Genomic DNA, 20,759 nt, shown 5'->3' with positions numbered 1-20,759 from the left:
CATTAAATTATAAATTTTCCAACTTAAATTCATCATCAGTAATAGTAAAATTATACTTATTTACTCCTGAAGTTACATAAACCTTTTTATCCTGAGTAACAAAAATTGCTTCATAACCTTTTAAACTTTCAATTAGCTTTATGCCTTCCTCTAAACCTAAGGCAAAAGCGGTAGTGGAAAGGGCATCACAATCAATGGAAGTATCTCCGATTATGGTCACGCTTACCAGACCATTTTCCACCGGGTACCCTTTCTTAGTATCCAGAATATGATGGTACTTTTTCCCATTCTCTACAAAAAACCTTTCATAGGTGCCGGAGGTTACTATCGTTTTATCTTTTACCTCTAGGGTTGCAAAAGTAATGCCTCTTGGTTTAAAAGGATTTTGAATACCTATTCTCCACGATTTCCCATTGGGCTTTGCCCCCAGGACGTATATATTTCCGCCCAAGTCCGCAACTGCACTTTTAATCCCCTTCTCCTTTAAAATCCGCATTACCTCGTCAGCTGCATAACCTTTTGCGATAGCACCTAAATCTAACGCCATTTTCTCATTTTTTAACATCACTTCATTTTTCCCCTGGTTAATAATCACATCCTGATAATTAATCAACGGTAGGACACTTTCAATCTCGTTTTTATCGGGTACCCTGGCTCTTTCCGTTCCAATTCCCCATAATTTTACTAAAGGTCCGATGGTTATATCGAATTTCCCGTGCGATAAAGAAGAGTAATAAAGCCCCTTTTGAATTACATATAAAGTATCCTGACTTACTTTTGCAAAATCCCTCCCCGCTAATTGATTTATCCTGCTTATTTCGCTTTCTTCATCATTGACGTTCATTTTATTGTGAATTTCGGCAATTCTATCGAAAGCGCTGTTAATAGCGCTTTCCGCATTATCCCCGTAAGCAGTAATCTGAATAAGAGTATCCAGCAGAAAGTTGGTCTTGGTAACCGGTGACGCTTCTTCCTTTTTGCCGCAGGATGTTAAAAAAATCATTACAAAAAAAATAAGGATTGCAGCTTTTAACTTGTTCGTTTAAATCACTCCCCTTAAAAAAAAATTAAATAATTGCATTATATAAATATATTATATCAAAAAATAAATTTTAAAAAATATATTTGTGAAAAAAATTACTTTTTCAGCAATCCTCTTACTTTTCCAATCATATACAAGGAACCAGCAAAAATTACGACATCATCTTCTTTTGCACAGTTTAAGGCTATATTTAATGCTTTTTCTATATCATCTTCGTTGATAACAGGAATATTTTTTAAAGAAAGTCCTTCAATTGCTTCTTTCAGCTCTTTTGAAGTTAAAGCTCTTGGGCTTTCGGGTTTTGTGGCAATTATCATATCTGCAATGGGTACAAGTATTTTAAGCATATTAATATAATCTTTATCCTTCAAAATTCCAAGAACGAAAATTTTTCTTTTACCGCCAAAATAGTTTAAAACCGACTTTTTTAGCACCTCGCAACCTGCTTCATTATGAGCTCCATCTATAATCACATAAGGTTTTTCTTTCAATATCTCAAATCTTCCCGCCCATCTGGCATTATATAAACCCGCTGCCACCTTTTCTTTAATAACAGGAATACCATAATCGCTAAGAACTTCCACCGCACCTACCGCTGTTGAAGCATTTGAAAGTTGATGCCGGCCCAAAAGGGTAATTTTTAGGTTTTCGTAATAATTTTTTATCGAGCATAGTTCAAAAGTTTGTCCGGAAAGATCATCATTTAAAAGTTTAAACTTTATATGTTCCCCTACTTTGTACAGTTTTGAATCCGTCTCTTTACATGTTTCTTCAATTACTTTCATGGCTTCATCTACCTGAAGGGAAGTTACTACAGGAACTTTTTTCTTTATAATACCACACTTTTCCTTGGCGATTTCTTCTAAGGTATTTCCTAAGTATTCCTTATGGTCAAAGCTGATTGGGGTTATCACGCTCACAAGGGGAACTACCACATTGGTAGCATCCAGTCTTCCTCCCATTCCCACTTCGAGCACGAGAAAGTCAACATCTTTATCTTTGTAGTAAGAAAAAGCTAAAGCTGTAACTACTTCAAATTCCGTAGGCGGCTCAATGCCCTGCTTTTTCATAACTTCCAATGCTTTAAAAACCTCTAATGCATGCTGCACCAGATCTTCATCGGCAATGTTTTCTCCGTTTAATCTTATTCTCTCATTAAAGACTTCTAAGTAGGGTGAGGTATAAAGCCCCACCCTGTACCCGTGAGCTCTCAAAATAGAATCGATCATGGAAGATGTGGACCCTTTCCCATTGGTGCCAGCAATATGAATTACCTTTATATCCTCCTGGGGATTACCCAGAATCTCCAAAAGCTTTTTTATCCTGAAAAGTCCCGGCTTAATACCAAACCTTTGCATACCGTGAATTTTCAAAAGTACATCCTCAACGGTCCACATACAATCAGCCCTCTTTCTTATTCATTTTGTAAAAGTAAAAGCCTTTTTTCTATCTTGCTTATTTTATCCTTATATTCTTCGGCTTTTAACCTCTCTTTTTCAACTACTTCTCTCGGAGCCTTATTTACGAAGTTTTCATTGCCCAGTTTTCTTTCCGCCCTTTCCAGCTCCTCCCTTAATTCTTCCCTTTCTTTCCTTAATCTTTCTATTTCCAGATCTACATCTATTAAACCTTCCACCGGTACGTAAATTTCAGCTCCCTTTACCACCGTGCTCATAGCTTTTTTCGGGAAAACTTCTTTTTCTATAAATTCGGCTTTGTCTACCTTTGCAAGGAAATATATGATATCCATATTATCCCGGAATAATCCTTCTATATCCTTTTGCGTGGCTTTAATCAAAATTCCCGCTTTTTTGGAAGGCGGCACATTCATTTCCGCCCGTATATTACGAATTCCTCTTATTGCCTCCATTAAAACTTCCATTTTTTCTATATCATCAAAATTGTAAGCGGGATTTACCTTCGGCCACTCGGATACCATTACGCTTTTACCTTCATGGTGCAACTGTTGCCAGATTTCTTCGGTTATGAAAGGCATAAAAGGATGTAAGAGTTTAAGAGAATTTTCCAGGACGGTATAAAGTACACCTTTCGTAATATTTTTCGCCTCTTCCTTTTCACCGCTGAGATCTATTTTTGCCATTTCTATATACCAATCGCAAAACTCACTCCAGAAAAAGTCGTAAATTTTAGAAGCCGCAATGCCTATTTCAAATTTTTCCAGAAAATCGGTTACTTCTCCGATTACATTGTTCAATCTTGCCAGTATCCAGCGGTCTTTTAATGATAATTTTTCAATTTCAATCTTTTCGGGAACGTAGCCTTCCAGATTCATCAGCACAAAGCGGGAAGCATTCCAGATTTTATTGGCAAAATTCCTGCTGTGTTCAACTTTTTCCCAGTAAAATTTCATGTCATTGCCGGGGGTATTTCCGGTACTCAATGAAAACCTCAATGTATCCGCACCATATTTTTCGATTACCTCCAACGGGTCTATGCCGTTCCCCAAGGATTTACTCATTTTTCTCCCTAGGGCATCCCTTACAAGTCCCGTTATTACTACGTATTCAAAAGGTTCCTTCTTCATAAACTCCATTGCTGAAAAGATCATCCTCGCTACCCAGAAGAAAATTATATCGTATCCCGTTACTAAAACCGAAGTTGGGTAGAAATACTCCAGATCCTCAGTTTTTTCAGGCCATCCGAGGGTAGAAAAGGGCCATAAAGCAGAGCTAAACCACGTATCCAAAACATCCGGATCCTGTTCTAAATTTTTGCTTTTACATTTTGGACATTCCTTAAGGTCTTCCCTTGATACGGTCATTTCATTACAATCCCTGCAGTACCACGCGGGAATTCTATGACCCCACCAGAGCTGCCTTGAAATACACCAGTCATGGATGTTTTCCAGCCAGTTTATATAAATTTTTGTAAATCTTTCAGGCACGAATTTTACCTTTCCGTCTTTTACCACCTGAATTGCAGGTTCTGCCAGAGGCTTCATTTTTACGAACCACTGTTTTGAAACCATCGGTTCCACCACGGTATCGCAACGATAACAGTGTCCTATGCTGTGATTTATATCATTGATTTTAACAAGTAAGTCCTTCGCTTTAAGTTCTTCCACTATTAATTTTCTTGCTTCATATCTATCAAGACCTGCATACTTTCCTGCGTTCTCATTCATCTTGCCCTCTTCATTCATAACTTTGACAACGGGCAGTTTATGCCTTAAGCCAATTTCAAAATCATTCGGATCGTGACCGGGAGTAATTTTAACAGCACCGGTGCCAAATTCCATATCCACATATTCATCGGCAATTATTGGTATTTCCCTTTCCATGATTGGAAGAATTACTTTTTCCCCTATTAAATGTTTATACCTTTCATCTCCCGGATTTACTGCTACCGCTACATCACCGAGCATTGTCTCGGGTCTTGTTGTAGCAATTTGGATAAAGCCCTTTCCATTTTTAAAAGGATATTTAATATAATACAGCTTACCCTGATGCTCCTCGTATTCCACTTCTATGTCCGAAAGCGTTGTTTTACAGGTAGGACACCAGTTAATAATATAGTCTCCCCTGTAAATCAGCCCTTTTTCATATAAACTTACAAAAACTTCCCTCACCGCTTTACTTAAACCCTCATCAAGAGTAAATCTAAATCTCGACCAATCGCAGGAAGCACCCAATTTTTTGAGCTGATTTACTATGGTGCCGCCGTATTTTTCTTTCCATGCCCATACCCGTTCTAAGAATTTTTCCCTGCCCAGGTCGTATTTTGAAAGTCCTTCCTGGGCTAATTGTTCCTTAACCTTCGCTTCAGTAGCTATGCCGGCATGGTCCGTCCCGGGAAGCCATAACGTGGGAATTTGCTGCATCCTTTTAAATCTTATTAATATATCCTGAAGGGTATTATTAAGAGCATGTCCCATATGAAGATTACCCGTAACATTGGGCGGTGGAATAACTATTGTAAAAGGTTTTTTGCTTTTATCAATTTTTGCTCTAAAAAGGTCATTTTCTTCCCAATATTTATACCATTTCTCCTCCACATTTTTAGGATCGTACACCGAAGGCAAGTTTACCGTCATTTATAAAACCTCCTCCAAAAAATTTTTTTAAACTATAAGCATTTTTCTTTATAAATTCCATTACCAAAGTAAAAATTAAAAGCCTCTCACCCGATAAAGGGCGAAAGGCTTTTTTCGCGGTACCACCTTAATTCCCGAATAAAAAATTTTTATTCGGGCACTCATGAAATTAACGGTTTAATCCGTTCCCGGCTACTTTTTCGCCGGGAAAGCTCCGGGGCGACCTTCAAAAGCTTTCCTTAAGAAGGCTTTCACCAAAGATGCCTTCCTCTCTTTTAAGGAAAAACTTTTTACTCCTCCCCTTCAATGCCTCTTTTTATTCAGTTGTTTATATAAATTTTAGCTTCATTACCTTTCTGTGTCAAGTTAGAATATAAGAAGTTTGATATTCTTATTCTGAATTCACGCACTTAACAAAAACCTTCCTTTGCCTTGGTCCATCGAATTCGCAGAAAATTATCCCCTGCCAGGTTCCCAAAACAAGTTCGCCCTTTTCTATCGCAAGCATCACGGAACTTCCAATGAGCGATGCTTTTAAATGAGCATCGGAGTTTCCTTCCGCGTGCCTGTAGTCTCCTCTTTGAGGTATTAACTTATTCAGGGTATTAATAATATCGATTTTTACATCCTCATCGGCATTTTCGTTTATCGTTACTCCCGCAGTGGTATGAGGTGTGAAAACAAAGCAAAGCCCGTCCTTTACACCGGACTCCGATACGGCTTTTTTTATCTCTGAGGTTATATCCACCATTTGGGTCCTTGCAGTAGTATTGATACTTATTATTTTCATAGCATCTCCTCCAAATTTGTGTATAGCCACATATTAAATTTAGTATTGAACAAGTTAAGATTTCCCGCTCATTTATCCCCTTACCTCACCTTTAATCCCCGGTATCTGTTTAATCCCGCCGCTACTTCCTGGGGCCTGGGCAGAGCTAAGTTCCCCGGATGCTTCCCGTAAAAGGGTGAAATTATTTCAAGGCCGTATTTTTCTATATCGGCAAAGACCATTTCCACGATTTCCTTTAGCGTCCTTTTACCGTCAACGTATTTTTTCACCGCGTACCTTATGATTTCACCAACGGCACTGGTCTGGCTTTTGTCCACCAGCTGTTCCACGTAATCCAGCTCTATGAATTCTCCTCCGTACTGCAGGGTATCCACGTCCCTGGATTTTATTTTTTCTTTACCCCTTAGCTCTAAACCCTCTTTCATAATAACTCTTGGGGTCACAGTAATGGGACCCTCCGCTCTTTCTACCTTCCGGTCGGTCTTTAATTGGAAAGCTATTTTTCTTGCCTCCTTTGTTACATTGTAAGGCCTGTAATCCTGCATTTTTATAACACAGTCGGCCACATCAAAGTAATCACCGCTTCCCCCCATAACAAGAATTGTAGAAATGCCCATTTCTTCGTAAAGCTGTCTTACTCTGTCAATGAAAGGCGTAATAGGTTCTTTTTCTTTTGCCACGAGTTTTTGCATCCTGGCATCTCTTATCATGAAATTTGTAGCACAGGTATCCTCATCCAGTAAAAGAAGGCTCGTTCCAATTTCCACCGCTTCCATAATATTTGCTGCCTGGGATGTGCTTCCGCTGGCATTTTCTGTTGAAAACCTCTTGGTATCCTGACCGTCAGGAAGGTTTGAAATAAAAGGGCTAATATCTACTTTTTCCACCCTCCTTCCGTCTTCCGCTCGTATTTTTACCGCATCTTTCACTGTAATGACAAATTCCCTGCCGTCCCCCGGAATATGGTTATAAACTCCCCTTTCAAGGGCTTTCAAAAGGGTGGTTTTGCCATGATATCCTCCGCCTACAATAAGAGTAACCCCTTTTTTTATACCCATTCCTGTAATTTTCCCGTTATTGGGCAGTTCAATTTCTACCCTCAGACTTTCCGGTGATATAAAAGGGATGACCTTGCCCTTTTTTAAGGGTTTATCGCTTATTCCGCTTTCCCGGGGTAAAATAGAGCCGTCTTTTATAAAAGCCACTAATCCCATATCCAAAAGAATTTTTCTTATATATTCTTGATCCTCATAAAGCTTCACCCAATTTTCGGCTTCTTTTTTATCGTAATTTTCATAGGTAAGAGCCCTTTTTACCAGGATGGGTAAAAATTCAAAGAAAATTCGTTCTGCGGATTTAGAATTAATTTTCCGACCGAATGCCGGAAGGCCTATGCTTATCCTTGCCTCGATGAAATCATTGTCTATTTTTACTGAAGTTCTCTCAAGGATTTCCTGCCCTCCACAGTCTATAAATATAACTCCGCTATTACCCGTTCCTTTGATCTTCGGTAATTTCAATATTTCCCCATATATCTTTCTTGATATGTAATCTTCAAAAGCTATTCTGCGTTCTTTTGTATAAAAAAGCTTTTCATCAAAGCCCGCTGCTTTTTGGGCAACCCTTACCCGGACCCGGGAAGGAGGTGCAAAGGGGTCAGACTGGACATGGTCTATATAAAGAACAAATTGTTCAAAATCGTATACCCCTTCAATATTCTTGTAAGCTTTATATCCGTTATTGTTTATCCTGTTTAAAGTTTCATATAATTCCATCTTATTCTTCATATTTTTCACCTCGATTAATATATTATTTAATTACTGCTTTCATTTAAAATATTATAACTTCTAATGGCAAAATTCAAAACAAAAAAAGGAGGCCTTTTCAGGCCTCCTTTTTTTCTTCCTGAATGTCTTCCAGCTTAATAATCTTGTCTATGGAAATATCCACCTTTTCCACTTTGTATCCCGTTAAGGTCTCAACTTCACTTATAATCTTTTCTCTGACCTTTTGTGCCACCTCAGGAATTTTCACACCATAAATTACGCTAAGGTTTACCTCAAAAGAAACCGTTCCAATATTGTCCTCAGCATCCACGGGATCCCGTTTTTTAACCTTTATCTGGGGAGCAAATCTTTCGGTAAAAGCTTTGGTAATACCCGAAAAAGTCCATTTCTTTTCCTCTCTTATCACATCTTCCACCTTATGCATGGCTTCCTTCGCAATTTCAAAAAACACAGATTCACTTATAGACGTTCTGCCATCCACCATAGGTTTTCCCTCCTTTTGTAACCTTATTTTTCTTATATGTCTTATTATATCATAATATTCCTCATAAATTATTTTAATTTTTATATTTTTTCTTCAGATTTTCGATCTCTTTTAACCTTTCTGCATAAAACTTTTCCTTTCCCTGGTCAGTTGGAAAATAATATCTTGTTCCTTTAATATTTTTCGGCAAACATTCCATATCCGCTACCTTCTCTTTATAGTCATGGGCGTATTTATAACCTTTACCGTACCCCAGTTCTTTCATTAAAGGTGTAGGCGCATTCCTCAAATGTAATGGAACCGGCTCAGAAAAGTTATTTATCGCATCCTCTCTTGCCTTATTATATGCCGTATAAAGGGCATTAGATTTTGGACAAAGGGCTAAATATACCGCTGCTTGAGCAAGGTTCAACGCTGCTTCCGGCAATCCGACAAATTGAACTGCTTGAAAAGCTGAAACTGTAATTACCAACGCCTCCGGATCCGCAAGCCCTACGTCTTCCGAAGCCACCCTTATCAACCTTCGTGCTATATAAAGTGGATCTTCGCCCGATTCTATCATACGGGCAAGCCAGTAAAGCGTTGCATCCACATCGCTATTCCGGATAGACTTATGAAGGGCGGAAATTAAGTTATAATGCTCTTCACCTTTTTTATCGTAGAGCAAAACTTTCTTTTGAAAGGCATCTTCTATTTCTTTAACGGTAATATTATAAGTTCCATCATCCGCTATTGTAGCTTTTAAAAAAGCAAGTTCCAAGGTATTCAATGCAACCCTGGCATCCCCATTGGAGAAACTTGCAATCCTGTAAAGGAGCTCCTCATCCAGCTTTATTTTGTACCTACCCAGGCCCCGCTCTTCATCCTTTAACGCTTTTTTTAATATTTTTACGATATCCTCTTTTCTTAAAGGATTCAATACGAATACTTTCAAACGAGACAGTAATGCCGAATTCAGCTCAAAGGAAGGATTTTCGGTGGTAGCTCCAATTAAAATAATGTCCCCTCTTTCCACATAGGGTAAAAATGCATCCTGCTGGGCTTTATTGAACCGATGTATTTCGTCCACAAATAAGATGGTTCTTACACCGAATCTTTTATTTTCCTGGGCTTCCTTCATAACTTCTTTTATTTCCCCGATTCCAGACATCACCGCGCTGAAATTTAAAAACTTAGCATCCACCTTTTTTGAAATAATCATCGCAAGGGTGGTTTTCCCGACGCCCGGTGGCCCCCAGAAAACCATCGAGGGAATATTTTTGCTTTCGATAAGCTGTCTTAAAAGTCCCTTTTCCGAAAGAAGGTGCTCCTGACCTGTAAATTCATCAAAATCTCTTGGACGCATTCTTTCTGCCAATGGGATATTAATTTTTTTATTATTATCAAAAATGGAAGATTGAATATCCATAAACCTTTCCCTTCTTTAATGCACAATATTAAATTCTTTATACTTGTTTTGATAATCCTGTATTTTCGTATCTATTCGTTCCACCCTTGCCCATCTTATACCGTTTTTAATAAAATTAAGTAATATATCTATCTTCTCCTCTTCACCTTCCACTTCCAATTCTACGCTAAAATCCGGCATATTTTTTACATAACCTTTCAGCCCCAGTTCCTTAGCTTTCATCAATACGGAATACCTTAGCCCAACTCCTTGGACTATCCCGTAAATTCTTGCATATACCGTCTTTTTCATGTTTACCCCCTGTCATAATTTTCTTTTACTTATATTTTATCTTTTTTTCATTCCCTTTTTAACTTATAATTATATCATGATAAAAAAAATGTTAATTATCCTGTAATGGGAGGAAATTTTTATGAGTTTCATAGACTTGAGAAGCGATACCGTCACTCTGCCCACTCCTGAAATGCGCGAAGCAATGTTTAAAGCTGAAGTAGGTGATGATGTATACGGTGAAGACCCCACGGTAAACAAATTAGAAGAAATGGCGGCTGATATAATGGGAAAAGAAGCTGCCCTATTTGTGACAAGCGGCACCCAGGGCAATCAAATAGCAGTAATGACTCATACCCAGCCTGGAGATGAAATTATTCTGGAAGAACGCTGCCACATAATTACCTATGAGGTAGGTGGAATTGGAAGGCTTTCGGGAGTTCAGGCTAAAACAATTTACGGTAAATACGGTTTTATGTCTCCAGAAGATATCGAAGCATCCATAAGGGAAGAAAACATTCACTACCCCCGCACTTCTTTGATTTGTATTGAAAACACCCACAACCGGGCAGGGGGTACGGTAATGCCCTTAGATTTATTAAAAAAGACAAAAGAAGTTGCCGAAAAATACGGTATCCCGGTACATATGGACGGGGCGAGAATTTTCAATGCGGCTACTTATCTCGAGGTGGATGTTAAAGAAATTGCAAAGTACGCCGATAGTATAATGTTTTGTCTTTCAAAAGGATTATGCGCTCCTGTAGGTTCAATGCTCGTAGGTTCAAAAAAGTTTATTGATAAAGCACGAAAGTTCAGGAAAATGCTGGGAGGCGGAATGCGCCAGGCGGGCTTTCTTGCAGCCTGCGGAATAATTGCTTTAGAAAAGATGACAAAAAGGCTAAAGGAAGACCATGAAAACGCGCGGATTCTTGCCGAAGGTCTTTCCAAAATCCCGGGAATAGCATTGGATTTAAACACCGTTCAGACCAATATAGTGATCTGCGATATATCGGGATTAAAAATGAACGGAAATGAATTTTCTAAAATGCTTTTAAAAAATGGAATTAAAGTAAACGGCTCAAATAATTTTTATGTCAGATTCGTTACTCATTACGGCATCAGTAAAGAAGATATATTATACACCCTGGAAGTAATTGAAAAATTAACGACAATTTAAAAATGGAGGCAGGCAATGAATAAAAACTTTGGCAAATGGTTTTTAACAAAGGTCAAAAAAGCTATTATAAATTACAATATGATAGAAAATAATGATAGAATTGCCGTAGGGGTATCCGGCGGGAAAGATTCCGCAGCGCTACTATACATTCTCGACCTGGTTAGGAAAAATTCACCTCTAAAGTTCGATATAGTTGCCATTTCCGTAGACTTAGGTTTTGGAATGGATTACACTCCTTTAAAGGAATTTTGTGAAAAAATTAATATCCCTTTGCATCTAGTTCCCTCAGAAATTGGGAAGATTGTCTTTGAAATCCGAAAGGAAAAAAATCCATGCTCTTTGTGCTCCAAAATGAGAAGAGGGGCTTTAGACAGTGCGGCTTTAAAGCTCGGGTGTAATAAGGTAGCCCTTGCTCATCATGCAGATGATGCATCCGAAACTCTTCTTTTAAATTTAATTTTTACCGGCAGGTTTTCCACCTTTGAGCCAAAAACCTATCTTTCAAGAAAAAATGTTACTTTAATTAGACCCTTAATTTACCTTAAAGAGCAAACAATAAAATCTATCGTCAAATCGCAGAATCTTCCGGTAATTGAATCCTTATGCCCGGCAACGGGTAAAACCTACAGGGAAGAAATGAAAAAAATAATAAATCAATTCGAATTCATATTCCCAAAAGCAAGGGATAATATTATCGCAGCTATTGATAGAAAAAGATTTTTCATGGAAGATAACCCTTTTAAAGATGAAGAATCAAGAATATAGAAAATGGATTTTATGGAAATTATGATTAAAGAATAGATAATAAAAAAGAGAGCAAGTTTTTGCTCTCTTTTTAGTTTAATACAAATGGCATGCAACAAAGTGTCCGCTGGATACCTCTTTAAATTCAGGATCTTTTTCCTTGCAAACGGGTTTTGCAAAACGGCATCTCTTGGCGAAACGGCATCCCTGAGGAGGGTTGATGGGGCTTGGCACATCCCCTTCAAGTAAAATGCGTTTTTTGTTTCTTTCTATTTCAGGATCCGGTACCGGAATTGCCGACAGCAGGGCTTGAGTATACGGGTGAAGAGGATTTTTATAAAGCTCTTCCGATTTTGTTAACTCCACCACTATACCAAGGTACATCACCGCAACCCTGTCCGAAACATACCTTACAACCGAAAGATCGTGTGCTATAAAAAGATAAGTGAGCTTCATTTTCTGCTGCAGGTCCATTAGCAAATTAATTATCTGGGCCTGAATTGATACGTCCAGCGCGGAAATAGGCTCATCGCATACTATAAATTTTGGTTCTACTGCCAGAGCACGGGCAATTCCTATCCTCTGTCGCTGTCCACCGGAGAATTCATGAGGGAAACGGTTTGCGTGTTCCTTATTAAGGCCTACTGTCCTTAAAAGTTCGTAGATCCTTTCTGTCCTGTCTTTTCCGCTGTGAAGGCCGTGTATATCAATACCTTCTCCTATGATGTCTCCAACGGTCATTCGGGGATTTAAGGAAGCATAAGGATCCTGAAAAATCATTTGAGCCTTTCTGTTGAAATTCTTTAATTCTGCACCGGTCAATTTATGAACGTTTTTCCCCTCAAAAAGCACTTCCCCCTGGGTTGGTTCGTATAGCCTTACTATGGTCCTGCCCAGAGTCGTTTTCCCACATCCGCTTTCACCAACAAGACCAAGGGTTTCTCCCTCTTCAATAAATAAATTTACATTATCCACAGCCTTGAGGATGGCATTTTTGCCAACTTTAAAGAATTTCCTTAAGTTATTTATTTCTACCAATTTATTTTTTTCATTACTCATTTACCGCCACCCCTTTTCCGATAGGAGGTATCACCTTGGGCGCCATCGGATGTTTTAACCAGCACGCTACTTGATGACCGTCGCTTACTTCAAAATCCGGCGGGTATTTTTCATAGCACACCTTCATCGCGTATTCACACCTTGCTGCAAAAGCACATCCGACAGGAGGAGCAAATAGGTCGGGCGGTGTGCCATCAATGGAAGCAAGTCTTTCGCTTTTCGTTATATTCAGCCTGGGAACGGAAAGTAACAATCCCCAGGTATAGGGATGCTGCGGATTGTAAAAAATGTCATCGATACTGCCTCTTTCTATAACCTTCCCCGCATACATAACAAGCACTTTATCGGCAAGGTTTGCAACAACACCCAGGTTATGAGTAATAATGATAATTGAAGTATTTAATTTTTTCTGTAAATCCCTCATCAGATCAAGTATCTGTGCTTGAATGGTAACATCAAGAGCTGTCGTAGGTTCATCGGCTATCAAAAGTTTGGGGTTGCAGGCAAGGGCAATTGCTATCATTGCTCTCTGCCTCATACCACCGCTAAATTCGTGAGGATATTGGTCAACCCTTTTTTCGGCATTGGGAATTCCAACCATTTTTAACATTTCAATTGCCTTTTGTTTTGCTTCTCTTGGGTTCATTTTTTGATGTTTTATCAAGCTTTCCGCTATCTGATTCCCCACTCTCATGGTCGGGTTCAAGGAAGTCATTGGGTCCTGAAATACCATGCTCATTTCTGAGCCCCGAACCCTTTCCATCTCTTTTTCGGAAAGCTTTGTTATATCCTTCCCATCAAAAAGAATTGAACCTTTCTTAATTATGCCGGGAGGCATGGGTATTAGCCTCATGATGGTCTGTACGGTAACGGTTTTCCCGCAACCCGATTCACCAACTATTGCAAGGGTTTCCCCTTTTTTAACATCGAAACTTACCCCTCTTACAGCCTTTACTTCACCCGCATAAGTTTTAAATGAAACTTCCAGGTCCCTTACCTGTAATATCCTATCCATTTTTTGCACTTCCTCCTTTTAACTACGCAGTCTCGGGTCTAATGCATCTCTTAAGCCGTCACCGAGAAGGTTTAAGGAGAGCATGGTGGTGCTTATAAAAAATGCGGGTATAAAAAGCTGATAGGGATAAATTCTAAAAGCCTGTGCCCCATATGCCGCAAGCTGTCCCCAGCTGGATTGAGGCGGAACCACACCCAAACCGATAAAACTTAAAAATGCTTCAGAAAATATAGCTCCCGGCACGGACATGGTAAGATTAACCAGAATAACTCCAAGGGTATTCGGAATCAAATGTCTGAATATTATCCTCGTATGGCTTGCTCCTAAAACCTTTGCAGCCAGCACAAATTCCTGTTCTTTAAGCTGTAAAATCTGGCCTCTTACAAGCCTTGCCATTCCCAGCCATCCACCGACTACGAGAGCAAGTATCAAAGGAATGATCCCCTGCCCTAATACTACCATCATTAAAATTACTATTATCATGTATGGTATTGCATATAATACATCAATAAATCTCATAATTATCATATCAACTTTTCCACCGAAATAACCCGAAATTCCACCCACTATAACCCCAATAAAGGCATTTAACAGAGCCGCCACAAACCCTATCATCAAAGATACCCTGGCACCCATCCAGGTGCGTTCCCATAAATCCCTTCCCAGGGTATCGGTACCAAACCAGTGTTTTGCGGAAGGTGGTTGGTTTATTTCGGAAGGATTTGTTGTCCTGAAGTCATAAGGTGTCATGAAGGGTCCCACTATTGCCAAAACCGTATATAAGATTATAATTATTAACCCCAGCATGGCAACCTTATTTTGCTTTAACCTTCTCCAGGCATCCTGCCAGTAAGTTATGCTCGGCCTTACTATTGCCTCCATCTCACTGATGTTTTTACCCACATGGGTAAAAAGGTCCTGAGACAATTCACCCGTATTATTCTGCATTTTTGGCACCTCCTTATTTCCCAGTAACCCTTATTCTCGGATCTATAATTCCGTATATTATATCTACTACAAAGTTAGCTGCGATTAAAAACAGACCGTAAAAAACAGTCATGCCGAGCACCAGGGAATAGTCTAAGTTCTGTATACCCAGGATATAGAATTTTCCCAATCCGGGTATGGCAAATATTTGTTCTATAACAAAAGTACCCGTCAAAAGCGTTGCGGTTACAGGTCCCAAAACGGTTACCACCGGCAAAATAGCATTCCTTATCTGGTGTCTCCAGACTATCTGAGTCGGAGAAAGTCCTTTTGATTTTGCAGTTTTAATATAGTCCTGGTTCACCACATCCAGCATGCTCGCCCTCATCAACCTTGCCATCAATGCCAGCGACCCGAGGCTTAATGCAATTGTAGGCATAATCGTATAAGCAAAACCCTTCCATTGAGCTACCGGTAAGAGTTTTAATTTTATTGAAAAATAATACTGTAAAAGCGGACCTATAACAAAGCCGGGAACGGAAATACCTATAATTGCAATGAACATACTTACATAATCAAAGGGCTTATTCCTGTTTAAGGCTGCTATTATACCCAGAGTGACCCCGACTATTGATGCAAATATTACAGCCCTTATTCCCAGATCGGCAGAATAAGGGAAAGCCTGCTTTATTACTTCATTTACAGTCCTATTTTTGTACCTGAGCGAGTAGCCCAGATCTCCCTTTAATAAATTCGTAATATACCTCAAATACTGGATGTGCAGTGGTTTATCAAAGCCGTAGTATTTCATCATATTTTGTTTTATTTCAGGCGTAATTTTCTCGCTCAAAAAGGGGTCTCCGGGTAAGAGCCTCACGAGGAAAAATACTATTGTAACCAGTACCCAGGCTGTTACCAAAGAAACAAGAAACCTGTTTAATATATATCGGCCCATTTAAATACCCCCGAATAATTTATTGTTCTATTTTTTAATATTTTATTATATTGAACATTTTCAATTATCACAAACGGAGGTATACGCTTTTATGCATATACCTCCGTCTCTTATCTCTTTATCTTTTAACTTTGAAACTACTTAATTCTTCCCTTCTACATCAGCATAAATGAAGTCTGGGTCGGGACCTATGAAGTTTCTTACCAGGCCTGTTACGTAATCCTTCTTCGTCCATGCCCTCTGCCTGAAGTAAACGGGTACGATGGGGCCCTTTTCAAGGAGTAGCTTTTCTGCTTCAAACATGGCATCGGCGCGTTTCTTGAAGTCGGTTGTGGTCTTTGCGAATTTTACGAGTTCATCGTACTGTTTGTTGCTCCATCCGGTGTTGTTATGCCCGCCGCCGGTTACCCAGAGGTCGATGTAGGTCATCGGGTCATCGTAGTCGGGACCCCAGCCGGCAAATACTATATCGTAGTCGGATTTGTTCATTAATTCAAGTCTCTGTTTGAAGGGCACCTGCTTAATTACGAGTTCTATACCTAAGTTCTTCTTAATCATGTCCTGAATCGTTTCTGCCATTAATTTTGCCCTGGAGCTGTCATCGGTTAAGAATTCAATCTTAATCTTTGAAGGATCGCTAATCTTGAGCTCTTTTAGAGCTTTATCCAGGTACTCTTTTGCTTTTGCAGGATCGGCCTTCCTGGGATAGAACTCATAGGGATATTCCTCTACGAATTTCTTTTCTACACCGGAAAGCAGAGGCAGAACGTATCTTGTTGCTGGATCGGATACTCCACCTAACACTGCTTTGATCCAATCTTCCCTGTCTATTGCAAAACCAAAGGCCCTAATGAAGTTCTCATTTGCAAGCCATGGTTTACCGGGTCTTTTTACGTTGAACTGGAAGTAGAATTCCGCACCATCATAGTAGAACAAAGCCTTGCCCTCATCTTTGAGTTTTTGTACGAAATCCGGAGGAATACCTACGAAATCGAGTTCGCCGTTTTCATACATCTGATAGGCTGTATTTGCTTCATTTACCACTAAAATTTTAACCCTGTCAAGTTTTATAGCATCTTTGTTCCAGTAGTTGGGGTTCTTTTCAAGGACTAATTCCTGCTCGTGCTTCCAGTCTTTCAAAATGAATGGACCGTTGTAGAGCATCTTATCCGCATCGGCAGCGTATTTTTCACCCATCTTTTCTACAAAATCTTTCTTTACAGGATAGAAAGATATGAAGCTCAGCAAGCTTTCGAAATATTTTGTCGGAACCTTTAATTTTATCTGAAGTGTCTTATCGTCAAGAGCTTTTACGCCAATCTGGTTGGGATCCGTTATTTTACCGGTATTGTATTCCTCACCGTTTACAATATAATAACCCTGGAAAGCGTATTCGGAGGCTGTGTTTGGATCAAGAAGTCTCTTGATTGCATATTCAAAATCGTATGCGGTAACCGGTGAGCCGTCGCTCCATTTAGCATCCCTTAAATGGAAAGTATAGGTTGTTTTATCTTCTGATACTTCCCACTTTTCAGCCATTCCGGGATACACTTTTCCATCATATACCCTTACCAAACCTTCAAATACCGCATTGCCTACCATTATAGCATAAGTATCGGTGGCTTTCTGGGCATCGAGGTTAGGTACTTCTGCACCTATGGCAAAGACTAATTCTTTTTCCTTGGGTTGTGTTTGCTGTTGCTGCTGTTGATTCTGATTTTGATTTGAAGATTGCTGGCTTCCGCAGCCCGCGAGCATTCCCACAACCAATAAGAGAATTACTAACAAAGCTATGCTTTTCTTAAACATTTATTTCCCTCCCGTTAAAATTTAAAATTAAATTTTACCTAATTTAAATTTTATTCTACAATCCCCCCTTTTTAGTCTTTATTTTAAATTTAAAAACTTAGAATAACAAGTGAAAATTTAACCAAGTTTTTAATTTTAACGTAGTTTATATATTCTCCACAAAATTCATTTTTCCTTCTTTACTGATATTTAATCTTAAAATGTTGTCTGACAAGTGATAACTGTAAATAAAAAAAGCCTTTAAGAGGCTTAAAATTAAACACAGCAAATATTTTATTTTAAAACACCCTATTTATCAATATAAATTTTTAACAAATTAAATTAACTGCTTATTTTTATTGGTCTTTATCCTAATAGTTCTTTTAACACCTTATTTGCTAACTGCGGATTTGCTTTGCCTTTGGTTTCTTTCATAATCTGACCGACAAGAAATCCAAAAGCTTTTTCCTTCCCGCTTTTGTAATCTTCAACAGACTTTTTGTTCTCATCTATAACCTTCTGGGCTACCTTTCTTATCTCATCTTCATCGGTTATCTGTACCAATCCTTTTTCTTTAACAATCACTTCCGGGTCTTTCCCTGTTTCAAACATTTCCTTGAACAAATCCTTGGCTATTTTCCCGCTTATAGTACCATTATCGATAAGTTTCAGCATTTTTACAAAATCAGCGGGTTTAAATGTTACTTCATCAATTTCCATGCCCTTTTCATTTAACAGGCCAAGGAGCTCGGACATAACCCAGTTGCTTACTATTTTGGGGTCATGATAAAGTTCTACACATTCTTCATAAAATTTTGCAAAGGACTTGCTGGAGGTTATTACCGATGCATCGTACTCGGGAAGACCGAAATCCCTCATATACCTTTTCTTTTTTTCATCGGGTAATTCGGGTAAGGTGGTTTTGATTTCTTCTACCCATTTTTTATCAATAATCATCGGTACAAGATCGGGATCGGGGAAATACCTGTAATCGTGGGCCTCTTCCTTACTTCTCATGGAGGTGGTAATACCCCTTGCTTCATCCCACCTTCTCGTCTCCTGAACCACTTCAAAGCCCTGTTCCAAAAGTTCCCTCTGCCTTTTTTCTTCGTATTCCAGAGCCCGTTTTACAGCTTTAAAAGACCCTAAATTTTTAATTTCCACCTTCTTGCCGAATTTTTCCGAACCCACAGGCCTCAGGGAAATATTTACATCACATCTTAAAGATCCTTCCTCCATTTTACAGTCGGAAACCTCAATATACTGAAGTATTGTCTTTAACTTATTTAAATAAAGCCACGCTTCCTCCGGAGACCTGAGATCAGGCTCCGATACAATTTCTATCAGGGGCACTCCCGTCCTGTTTAAATCCACAAGGGAATAACCCTTGCCTTCTTCATGGACAAGCTTACCCGCATCTTCTTCCAAGTGAAGCCGGTTAATCCCTATTCTCTTAATATTGCCATCAATCTCTATTTCAATATAACCTTTTTTTGCCAGGGGCATGTCATACTGGGAAATTTGATAGGCTTTTGGCAGGTCAGGGTAAAAATAGTTTTTCCTGTCAAATTTGGAATACTCAGCGATCTCGCAGTTTAATGCGAGGGCAGCTTTTATCGCATATTCCACCGCTTTTTTATTTGTAACGGGGAGAACGCCGGGCATTCCCAAGCATACCGGGCAGCAGTGAGTATTTACATCTTTTCCGAATTCCGTGCTGCAACCGCAGAAAACTTTAGATTTTGTAAGCAGTTCTACATGTACCTCAAGGCCGATTACGGTTTCGTAAGACATCTTACAACCTCCTCAATCAAGTTGCGGCTTTCTCTTTTCCAAATTCACGGCTTTTTCCAAGGTATAGGAAACTTTAAGCAGGGTTCCTTCGTCGAAAGCTTTTCCAATAAGTTGTATCCCTACCGGTAAACCGTTAGAAAAACTTACAGGTATCGAAATCGCCGGAAGACCGGCCATATTAACGGGGATGGTACATACATCGGACATATACATTTTCAAAGGATCGTCCACCATTTCACCTATTTTAAAAGCCGTAGATGGGGCTACGGGAGATAAAATTAAATCATATTTTTCAAAGGCTTTATCAAAGTCCCTTTTGACAAGAGTCCTGACTTTCTGGGCTTTTAAATAATAAGCATCATAGTAACCAGCGCTCAAAGCATAGGTACCAAGCATTATTCTTCTTTTTACTTCAGCCCCGAAACCTTCGCTTCGGGTCTTTTTATATAAATCTATTAGATCTTCGTAATTCTTTGCCCTTACTCCATACCTTATTCCATCGTACCTGGCAAGGTTTGAGCTCGCCTCCGCCGGTGCAATAATATAATATGCCCACAGGGCATATTCGGTATGGGGAAGGGAAATTTCTTCACAAACAGCTCCCAGTTTCTCCAGTAATTTAGCTGTGGAATAAACTACCGATTTTACGTCTTCATCAATACCTTCGCCCATGTATTCTTTCGGAATCCCTATCTTTAAACCCCGCACATCTTCTACAAGGTATTTAGTGTAATCATCGACAGGAACATCGGCAGAAGTAGAATCCTTCTCATCCCATCCGCAAATACTATTTAGCACAATGGCACAATCCGTTACATCCTTGGTAATAGGGCCAATCTGGTCGAGCGAAGAAGCATAGGCGACAAGACCGTATCTGGATACCCTTCCATAGGTAGGCTTTAATCCTACCACCCCGCAGTAATTTGCCGGTTGCCTGATAGAACCACCGGTATCGGAACCGAGGGCATATATACATTCATCCGCGGCCACAGCTGCTGCAGAGCCTCCGGAGGATCCCCCCGGAACCCTTGTTTGATCCCATGGATTCCTTGTCGGGAAAAAAGCGGAGTTTTCAGTAGAGGACCCCATGGCAAATTCATCCATATTCGTCTTGCCAATTATTACCGCATTATTTGTTTTTAATTTTTTTATAACGGTTGCATCATAAGGGGGGATGAAATTTTCCAATATTTTTGAAGAGCAGGTAGTCCGCAAATTATATGTACATATATTATCTTTGATAGCTACAGGAATACCCGATAGGGGTGTTGAAAAGTCCTTGGTATTGTCAATTTCCTCGCTATTTTTAAGAGCTTCCTCTTCGTTGATTGTTACATAGGCTCTTACCTTATCCTCCACCTTTTGAATTCTTTCTATAACAGAAAGGGTTAATTCCTTTGAAGATATCTCACCTTTTTTTAAGAGTTGATGGGCTTCGTGAATTGTAAGTTCATAAAACTTCAAT

17 protein-coding genes and 1 other annotated feature are annotated in these 20,759 nt (G+C 39.3%); of the genes, 2 read left to right on the top strand and 15 right to left on the bottom strand.

From position 1 onward, the window contains the following. Nucleotides 1–7: 7 nt before the first annotated feature. From ACPLOV_RS03415 to ACPLOV_RS03380, 8 genes are all read right to left on the bottom strand, one after another. Nucleotides 8–1,003: an FAD:protein FMN transferase gene (locus ACPLOV_RS03415; RefSeq protein WP_424910649.1), complete on the bottom strand. Its 996-nt coding sequence runs from the start codon at nt 1,001–1,003 to the stop codon at nt 8–10. Between the two features lie 134 nt (nt 1,004–1,137). Continuing rightward, on the bottom strand, nt 1,138–2,439 hold the full coding sequence (locus ACPLOV_RS03410; protein WP_424908648.1) for a bifunctional folylpolyglutamate synthase/dihydrofolate synthase: 1,302 nt from the start codon (nt 2,437–2,439) through the stop codon (nt 1,138–1,140). 17 nt (nt 2,440–2,456) lie between these two features. Next, nucleotides 2,457–5,096 carry a valine--tRNA ligase gene (locus ACPLOV_RS03405; RefSeq protein ID WP_424908647.1) on the bottom strand — a complete coding sequence of 880 codons (2,640 nt, stop codon included), beginning with the start codon at nt 5,094–5,096 and terminating at the stop codon, nt 2,457–2,459. A 93-nt stretch (nt 5,097–5,189) separates the two neighbouring features. Then, nucleotides 5,190–5,412, bottom strand: a binding site (T-box leader). Between the two features lie 75 nt (nt 5,413–5,487). Next, nucleotides 5,488–5,886 (bottom strand): secondary thiamine-phosphate synthase enzyme YjbQ, encoded by a 399-nt coding sequence (locus tag ACPLOV_RS03400; RefSeq protein ID WP_424908646.1) that lies wholly within the window; start codon nt 5,884–5,886, stop codon nt 5,488–5,490. Nucleotides 5,887–5,966: 80 nt separating this feature from the next. Then, nucleotides 5,967–7,673, bottom strand: a complete 1,707-nt coding sequence (locus tag ACPLOV_RS03395; RefSeq protein ID WP_424908645.1) for an ABC-ATPase domain-containing protein — start codon at nt 7,671–7,673, stop codon at nt 5,967–5,969. A gap of 97 nt (nt 7,674–7,770) precedes the next feature. Further along, a complete protein-coding gene (locus ACPLOV_RS03390) occupies nt 7,771–8,157 on the bottom strand; it encodes an Asp23/Gls24 family envelope stress response protein (protein WP_068748973.1) in 387 nt (128 codons plus the stop codon). Between the two features lie 73 nt (nt 8,158–8,230). Then, nucleotides 8,231–9,565: a replication-associated recombination protein A gene (locus ACPLOV_RS03385; RefSeq protein ID WP_424910648.1), complete on the bottom strand. Its 1,335-nt coding sequence runs from the start codon at nt 9,563–9,565 to the stop codon at nt 8,231–8,233. Nucleotides 9,566–9,580: 15 nt separating this feature from the next. Then, on the bottom strand, nt 9,581–9,856 hold the full coding sequence (locus tag ACPLOV_RS03380; RefSeq protein ID WP_424908643.1) for an acylphosphatase: 276 nt from the start codon (nt 9,854–9,856) through the stop codon (nt 9,581–9,583). 121 nt (nt 9,857–9,977) lie between these two features. On the opposite strand from ACPLOV_RS03380, the gene ltaE reads away from it, so the two are divergent. Together ltaE and ACPLOV_RS03370 are read left to right on the top strand one after the other, a co-directional pair. Next, complete coding sequence (gene ltaE / locus ACPLOV_RS03375; RefSeq protein ID WP_424908642.1) at nt 9,978–11,012, top strand: low-specificity L-threonine aldolase; 1,035 nt, start codon at nt 9,978–9,980, stop codon at nt 11,010–11,012. A 15-nt stretch (nt 11,013–11,027) separates the two neighbouring features. After that, nucleotides 11,028–11,777 (top strand): tRNA 2-thiocytidine biosynthesis TtcA family protein, encoded by a 750-nt coding sequence (locus tag ACPLOV_RS03370; protein WP_424910647.1) that lies wholly within the window; start codon nt 11,028–11,030, stop codon nt 11,775–11,777. A 75-nt stretch (nt 11,778–11,852) separates the two neighbouring features. Here the strand turns inward: ACPLOV_RS03370 and ACPLOV_RS03365 are convergent, their stop codons facing one another. The 7 genes from ACPLOV_RS03365 to gatA all read right to left on the bottom strand — a co-directional run bounded on the left by ACPLOV_RS03365 (nt 11,853) and on the right by gatA (nt 20,758). Further along, nucleotides 11,853–12,815 (bottom strand): ABC transporter ATP-binding protein, encoded by a 963-nt coding sequence (locus ACPLOV_RS03365; protein ID WP_424910646.1) that lies wholly within the window; start codon nt 12,813–12,815, stop codon nt 11,853–11,855. Then, on the bottom strand, nt 12,808–13,830 hold the full coding sequence (locus ACPLOV_RS03360; RefSeq protein WP_424910644.1) for an ABC transporter ATP-binding protein: 1,023 nt from the start codon (nt 13,828–13,830) through the stop codon (nt 12,808–12,810). Before ACPLOV_RS03360 ends, ACPLOV_RS03365 begins: the two co-directional genes overlap by 8 nt. Nucleotides 13,831–13,848: 18 nt before the next feature. Beyond that, complete coding sequence (locus ACPLOV_RS03355) at nt 13,849–14,778, bottom strand: ABC transporter permease (RefSeq protein WP_424908368.1); 930 nt, start codon at nt 14,776–14,778, stop codon at nt 13,849–13,851. 13 nt (nt 14,779–14,791) lie between these two features. Further along, a complete protein-coding gene (locus ACPLOV_RS03350) occupies nt 14,792–15,712 on the bottom strand; it encodes an ABC transporter permease (protein ID WP_424908369.1) in 921 nt (306 codons plus the stop codon). Nucleotides 15,713–15,853: 141 nt separating this feature from the next. After that, nucleotides 15,854–17,521, bottom strand: a complete 1,668-nt coding sequence (locus ACPLOV_RS03345; RefSeq protein ID WP_424910643.1) for a peptide ABC transporter substrate-binding protein — start codon at nt 17,519–17,521, stop codon at nt 15,854–15,856. Nucleotides 17,522–17,866: 345 nt separating this feature from the next. After that, nucleotides 17,867–19,294 (bottom strand): Asp-tRNA(Asn)/Glu-tRNA(Gln) amidotransferase subunit GatB, encoded by a 1,428-nt coding sequence (gatB, locus tag ACPLOV_RS03340; protein ID WP_424910642.1) that lies wholly within the window; start codon nt 19,292–19,294, stop codon nt 17,867–17,869. Nucleotides 19,295–19,306: 12 nt separating this feature from the next. Continuing rightward, nucleotides 19,307–20,758: an Asp-tRNA(Asn)/Glu-tRNA(Gln) amidotransferase subunit GatA gene (gatA, locus tag ACPLOV_RS03335; protein WP_424910641.1), complete on the bottom strand. Its 1,452-nt coding sequence runs from the start codon at nt 20,756–20,758 to the stop codon at nt 19,307–19,309. Nucleotide 20,759 lies beyond the last annotated feature (1 nt).

Origin of the sequence: Thermovenabulum sp., from assembly GCF_049723235.1 — a bacterium.
Taxonomy (GTDB): domain Bacteria; phylum Bacillota; class Thermosediminibacteria; order Thermosediminibacterales; family Thermosediminibacteraceae; genus Thermovenabulum.
Note: the sequence above shows the minus strand (reverse complement) of the source record. Positions and strands in the feature narration are given on the sequence as shown.

Excerpts from the sequence above, each read along its gene's own strand:
- ACPLOV_RS03415 (WP_424910649.1), bottom strand. The coding sequence starts at position 1,003 with ATGATTTTTTTAACATCCTGCGGCAAAAAGGAAGAAGCGTCACCGGTT.
- ACPLOV_RS03410 (WP_424908648.1), bottom strand. The coding sequence starts at position 2,439 with ATGTGGACCGTTGAGGATGTACTTTTGAAAATTCACGGTATGCAAAGG.
- ACPLOV_RS03405 (WP_424908647.1), bottom strand. The coding sequence starts at position 5,096 with ATGACGGTAAACTTGCCTTCGGTGTACGATCCTAAAAATGTGGAGGAG.
- ACPLOV_RS03400 (WP_424908646.1), bottom strand. The coding sequence starts at position 5,886 with ATGAAAATAATAAGTATCAATACTACTGCAAGGACCCAAATGGTGGAT.
- ACPLOV_RS03395 (WP_424908645.1), bottom strand. The coding sequence starts at position 7,673 with ATGAAGAATAAGATGGAATTATATGAAACTTTAAACAGGATAAACAAT.
- ACPLOV_RS03390 (WP_068748973.1), bottom strand. The coding sequence starts at position 8,157 with ATGGTGGATGGCAGAACGTCTATAAGTGAATCTGTGTTTTTTGAAATT.
- ACPLOV_RS03385 (WP_424910648.1), bottom strand. The coding sequence starts at position 9,565 with ATGGATATTCAATCTTCCATTTTTGATAATAATAAAAAAATTAATATC.
- ACPLOV_RS03380 (WP_424908643.1), bottom strand. The coding sequence starts at position 9,856 with ATGAAAAAGACGGTATATGCAAGAATTTACGGGATAGTCCAAGGAGTT.
- ltaE (WP_424908642.1), top strand. The coding sequence starts at position 9,978 with ATGAGTTTCATAGACTTGAGAAGCGATACCGTCACTCTGCCCACTCCT.
- ACPLOV_RS03370 (WP_424910647.1), top strand. The coding sequence starts at position 11,028 with ATGAATAAAAACTTTGGCAAATGGTTTTTAACAAAGGTCAAAAAAGCT.
- ACPLOV_RS03365 (WP_424910646.1), bottom strand. The coding sequence starts at position 12,815 with ATGAGTAATGAAAAAAATAAATTGGTAGAAATAAATAACTTAAGGAAA.
- ACPLOV_RS03360 (WP_424910644.1), bottom strand. The coding sequence starts at position 13,830 with ATGGATAGGATATTACAGGTAAGGGACCTGGAAGTTTCATTTAAAACT.
- ACPLOV_RS03355 (WP_424908368.1), bottom strand. The coding sequence starts at position 14,778 with ATGCAGAATAATACGGGTGAATTGTCTCAGGACCTTTTTACCCATGTG.
- ACPLOV_RS03350 (WP_424908369.1), bottom strand. The coding sequence starts at position 15,712 with ATGGGCCGATATATATTAAACAGGTTTCTTGTTTCTTTGGTAACAGCC.
- ACPLOV_RS03345 (WP_424910643.1), bottom strand. The coding sequence starts at position 17,521 with ATGTTTAAGAAAAGCATAGCTTTGTTAGTAATTCTCTTATTGGTTGTG.
- gatB (WP_424910642.1), bottom strand. The coding sequence starts at position 19,294 with ATGTCTTACGAAACCGTAATCGGCCTTGAGGTACATGTAGAACTGCTT.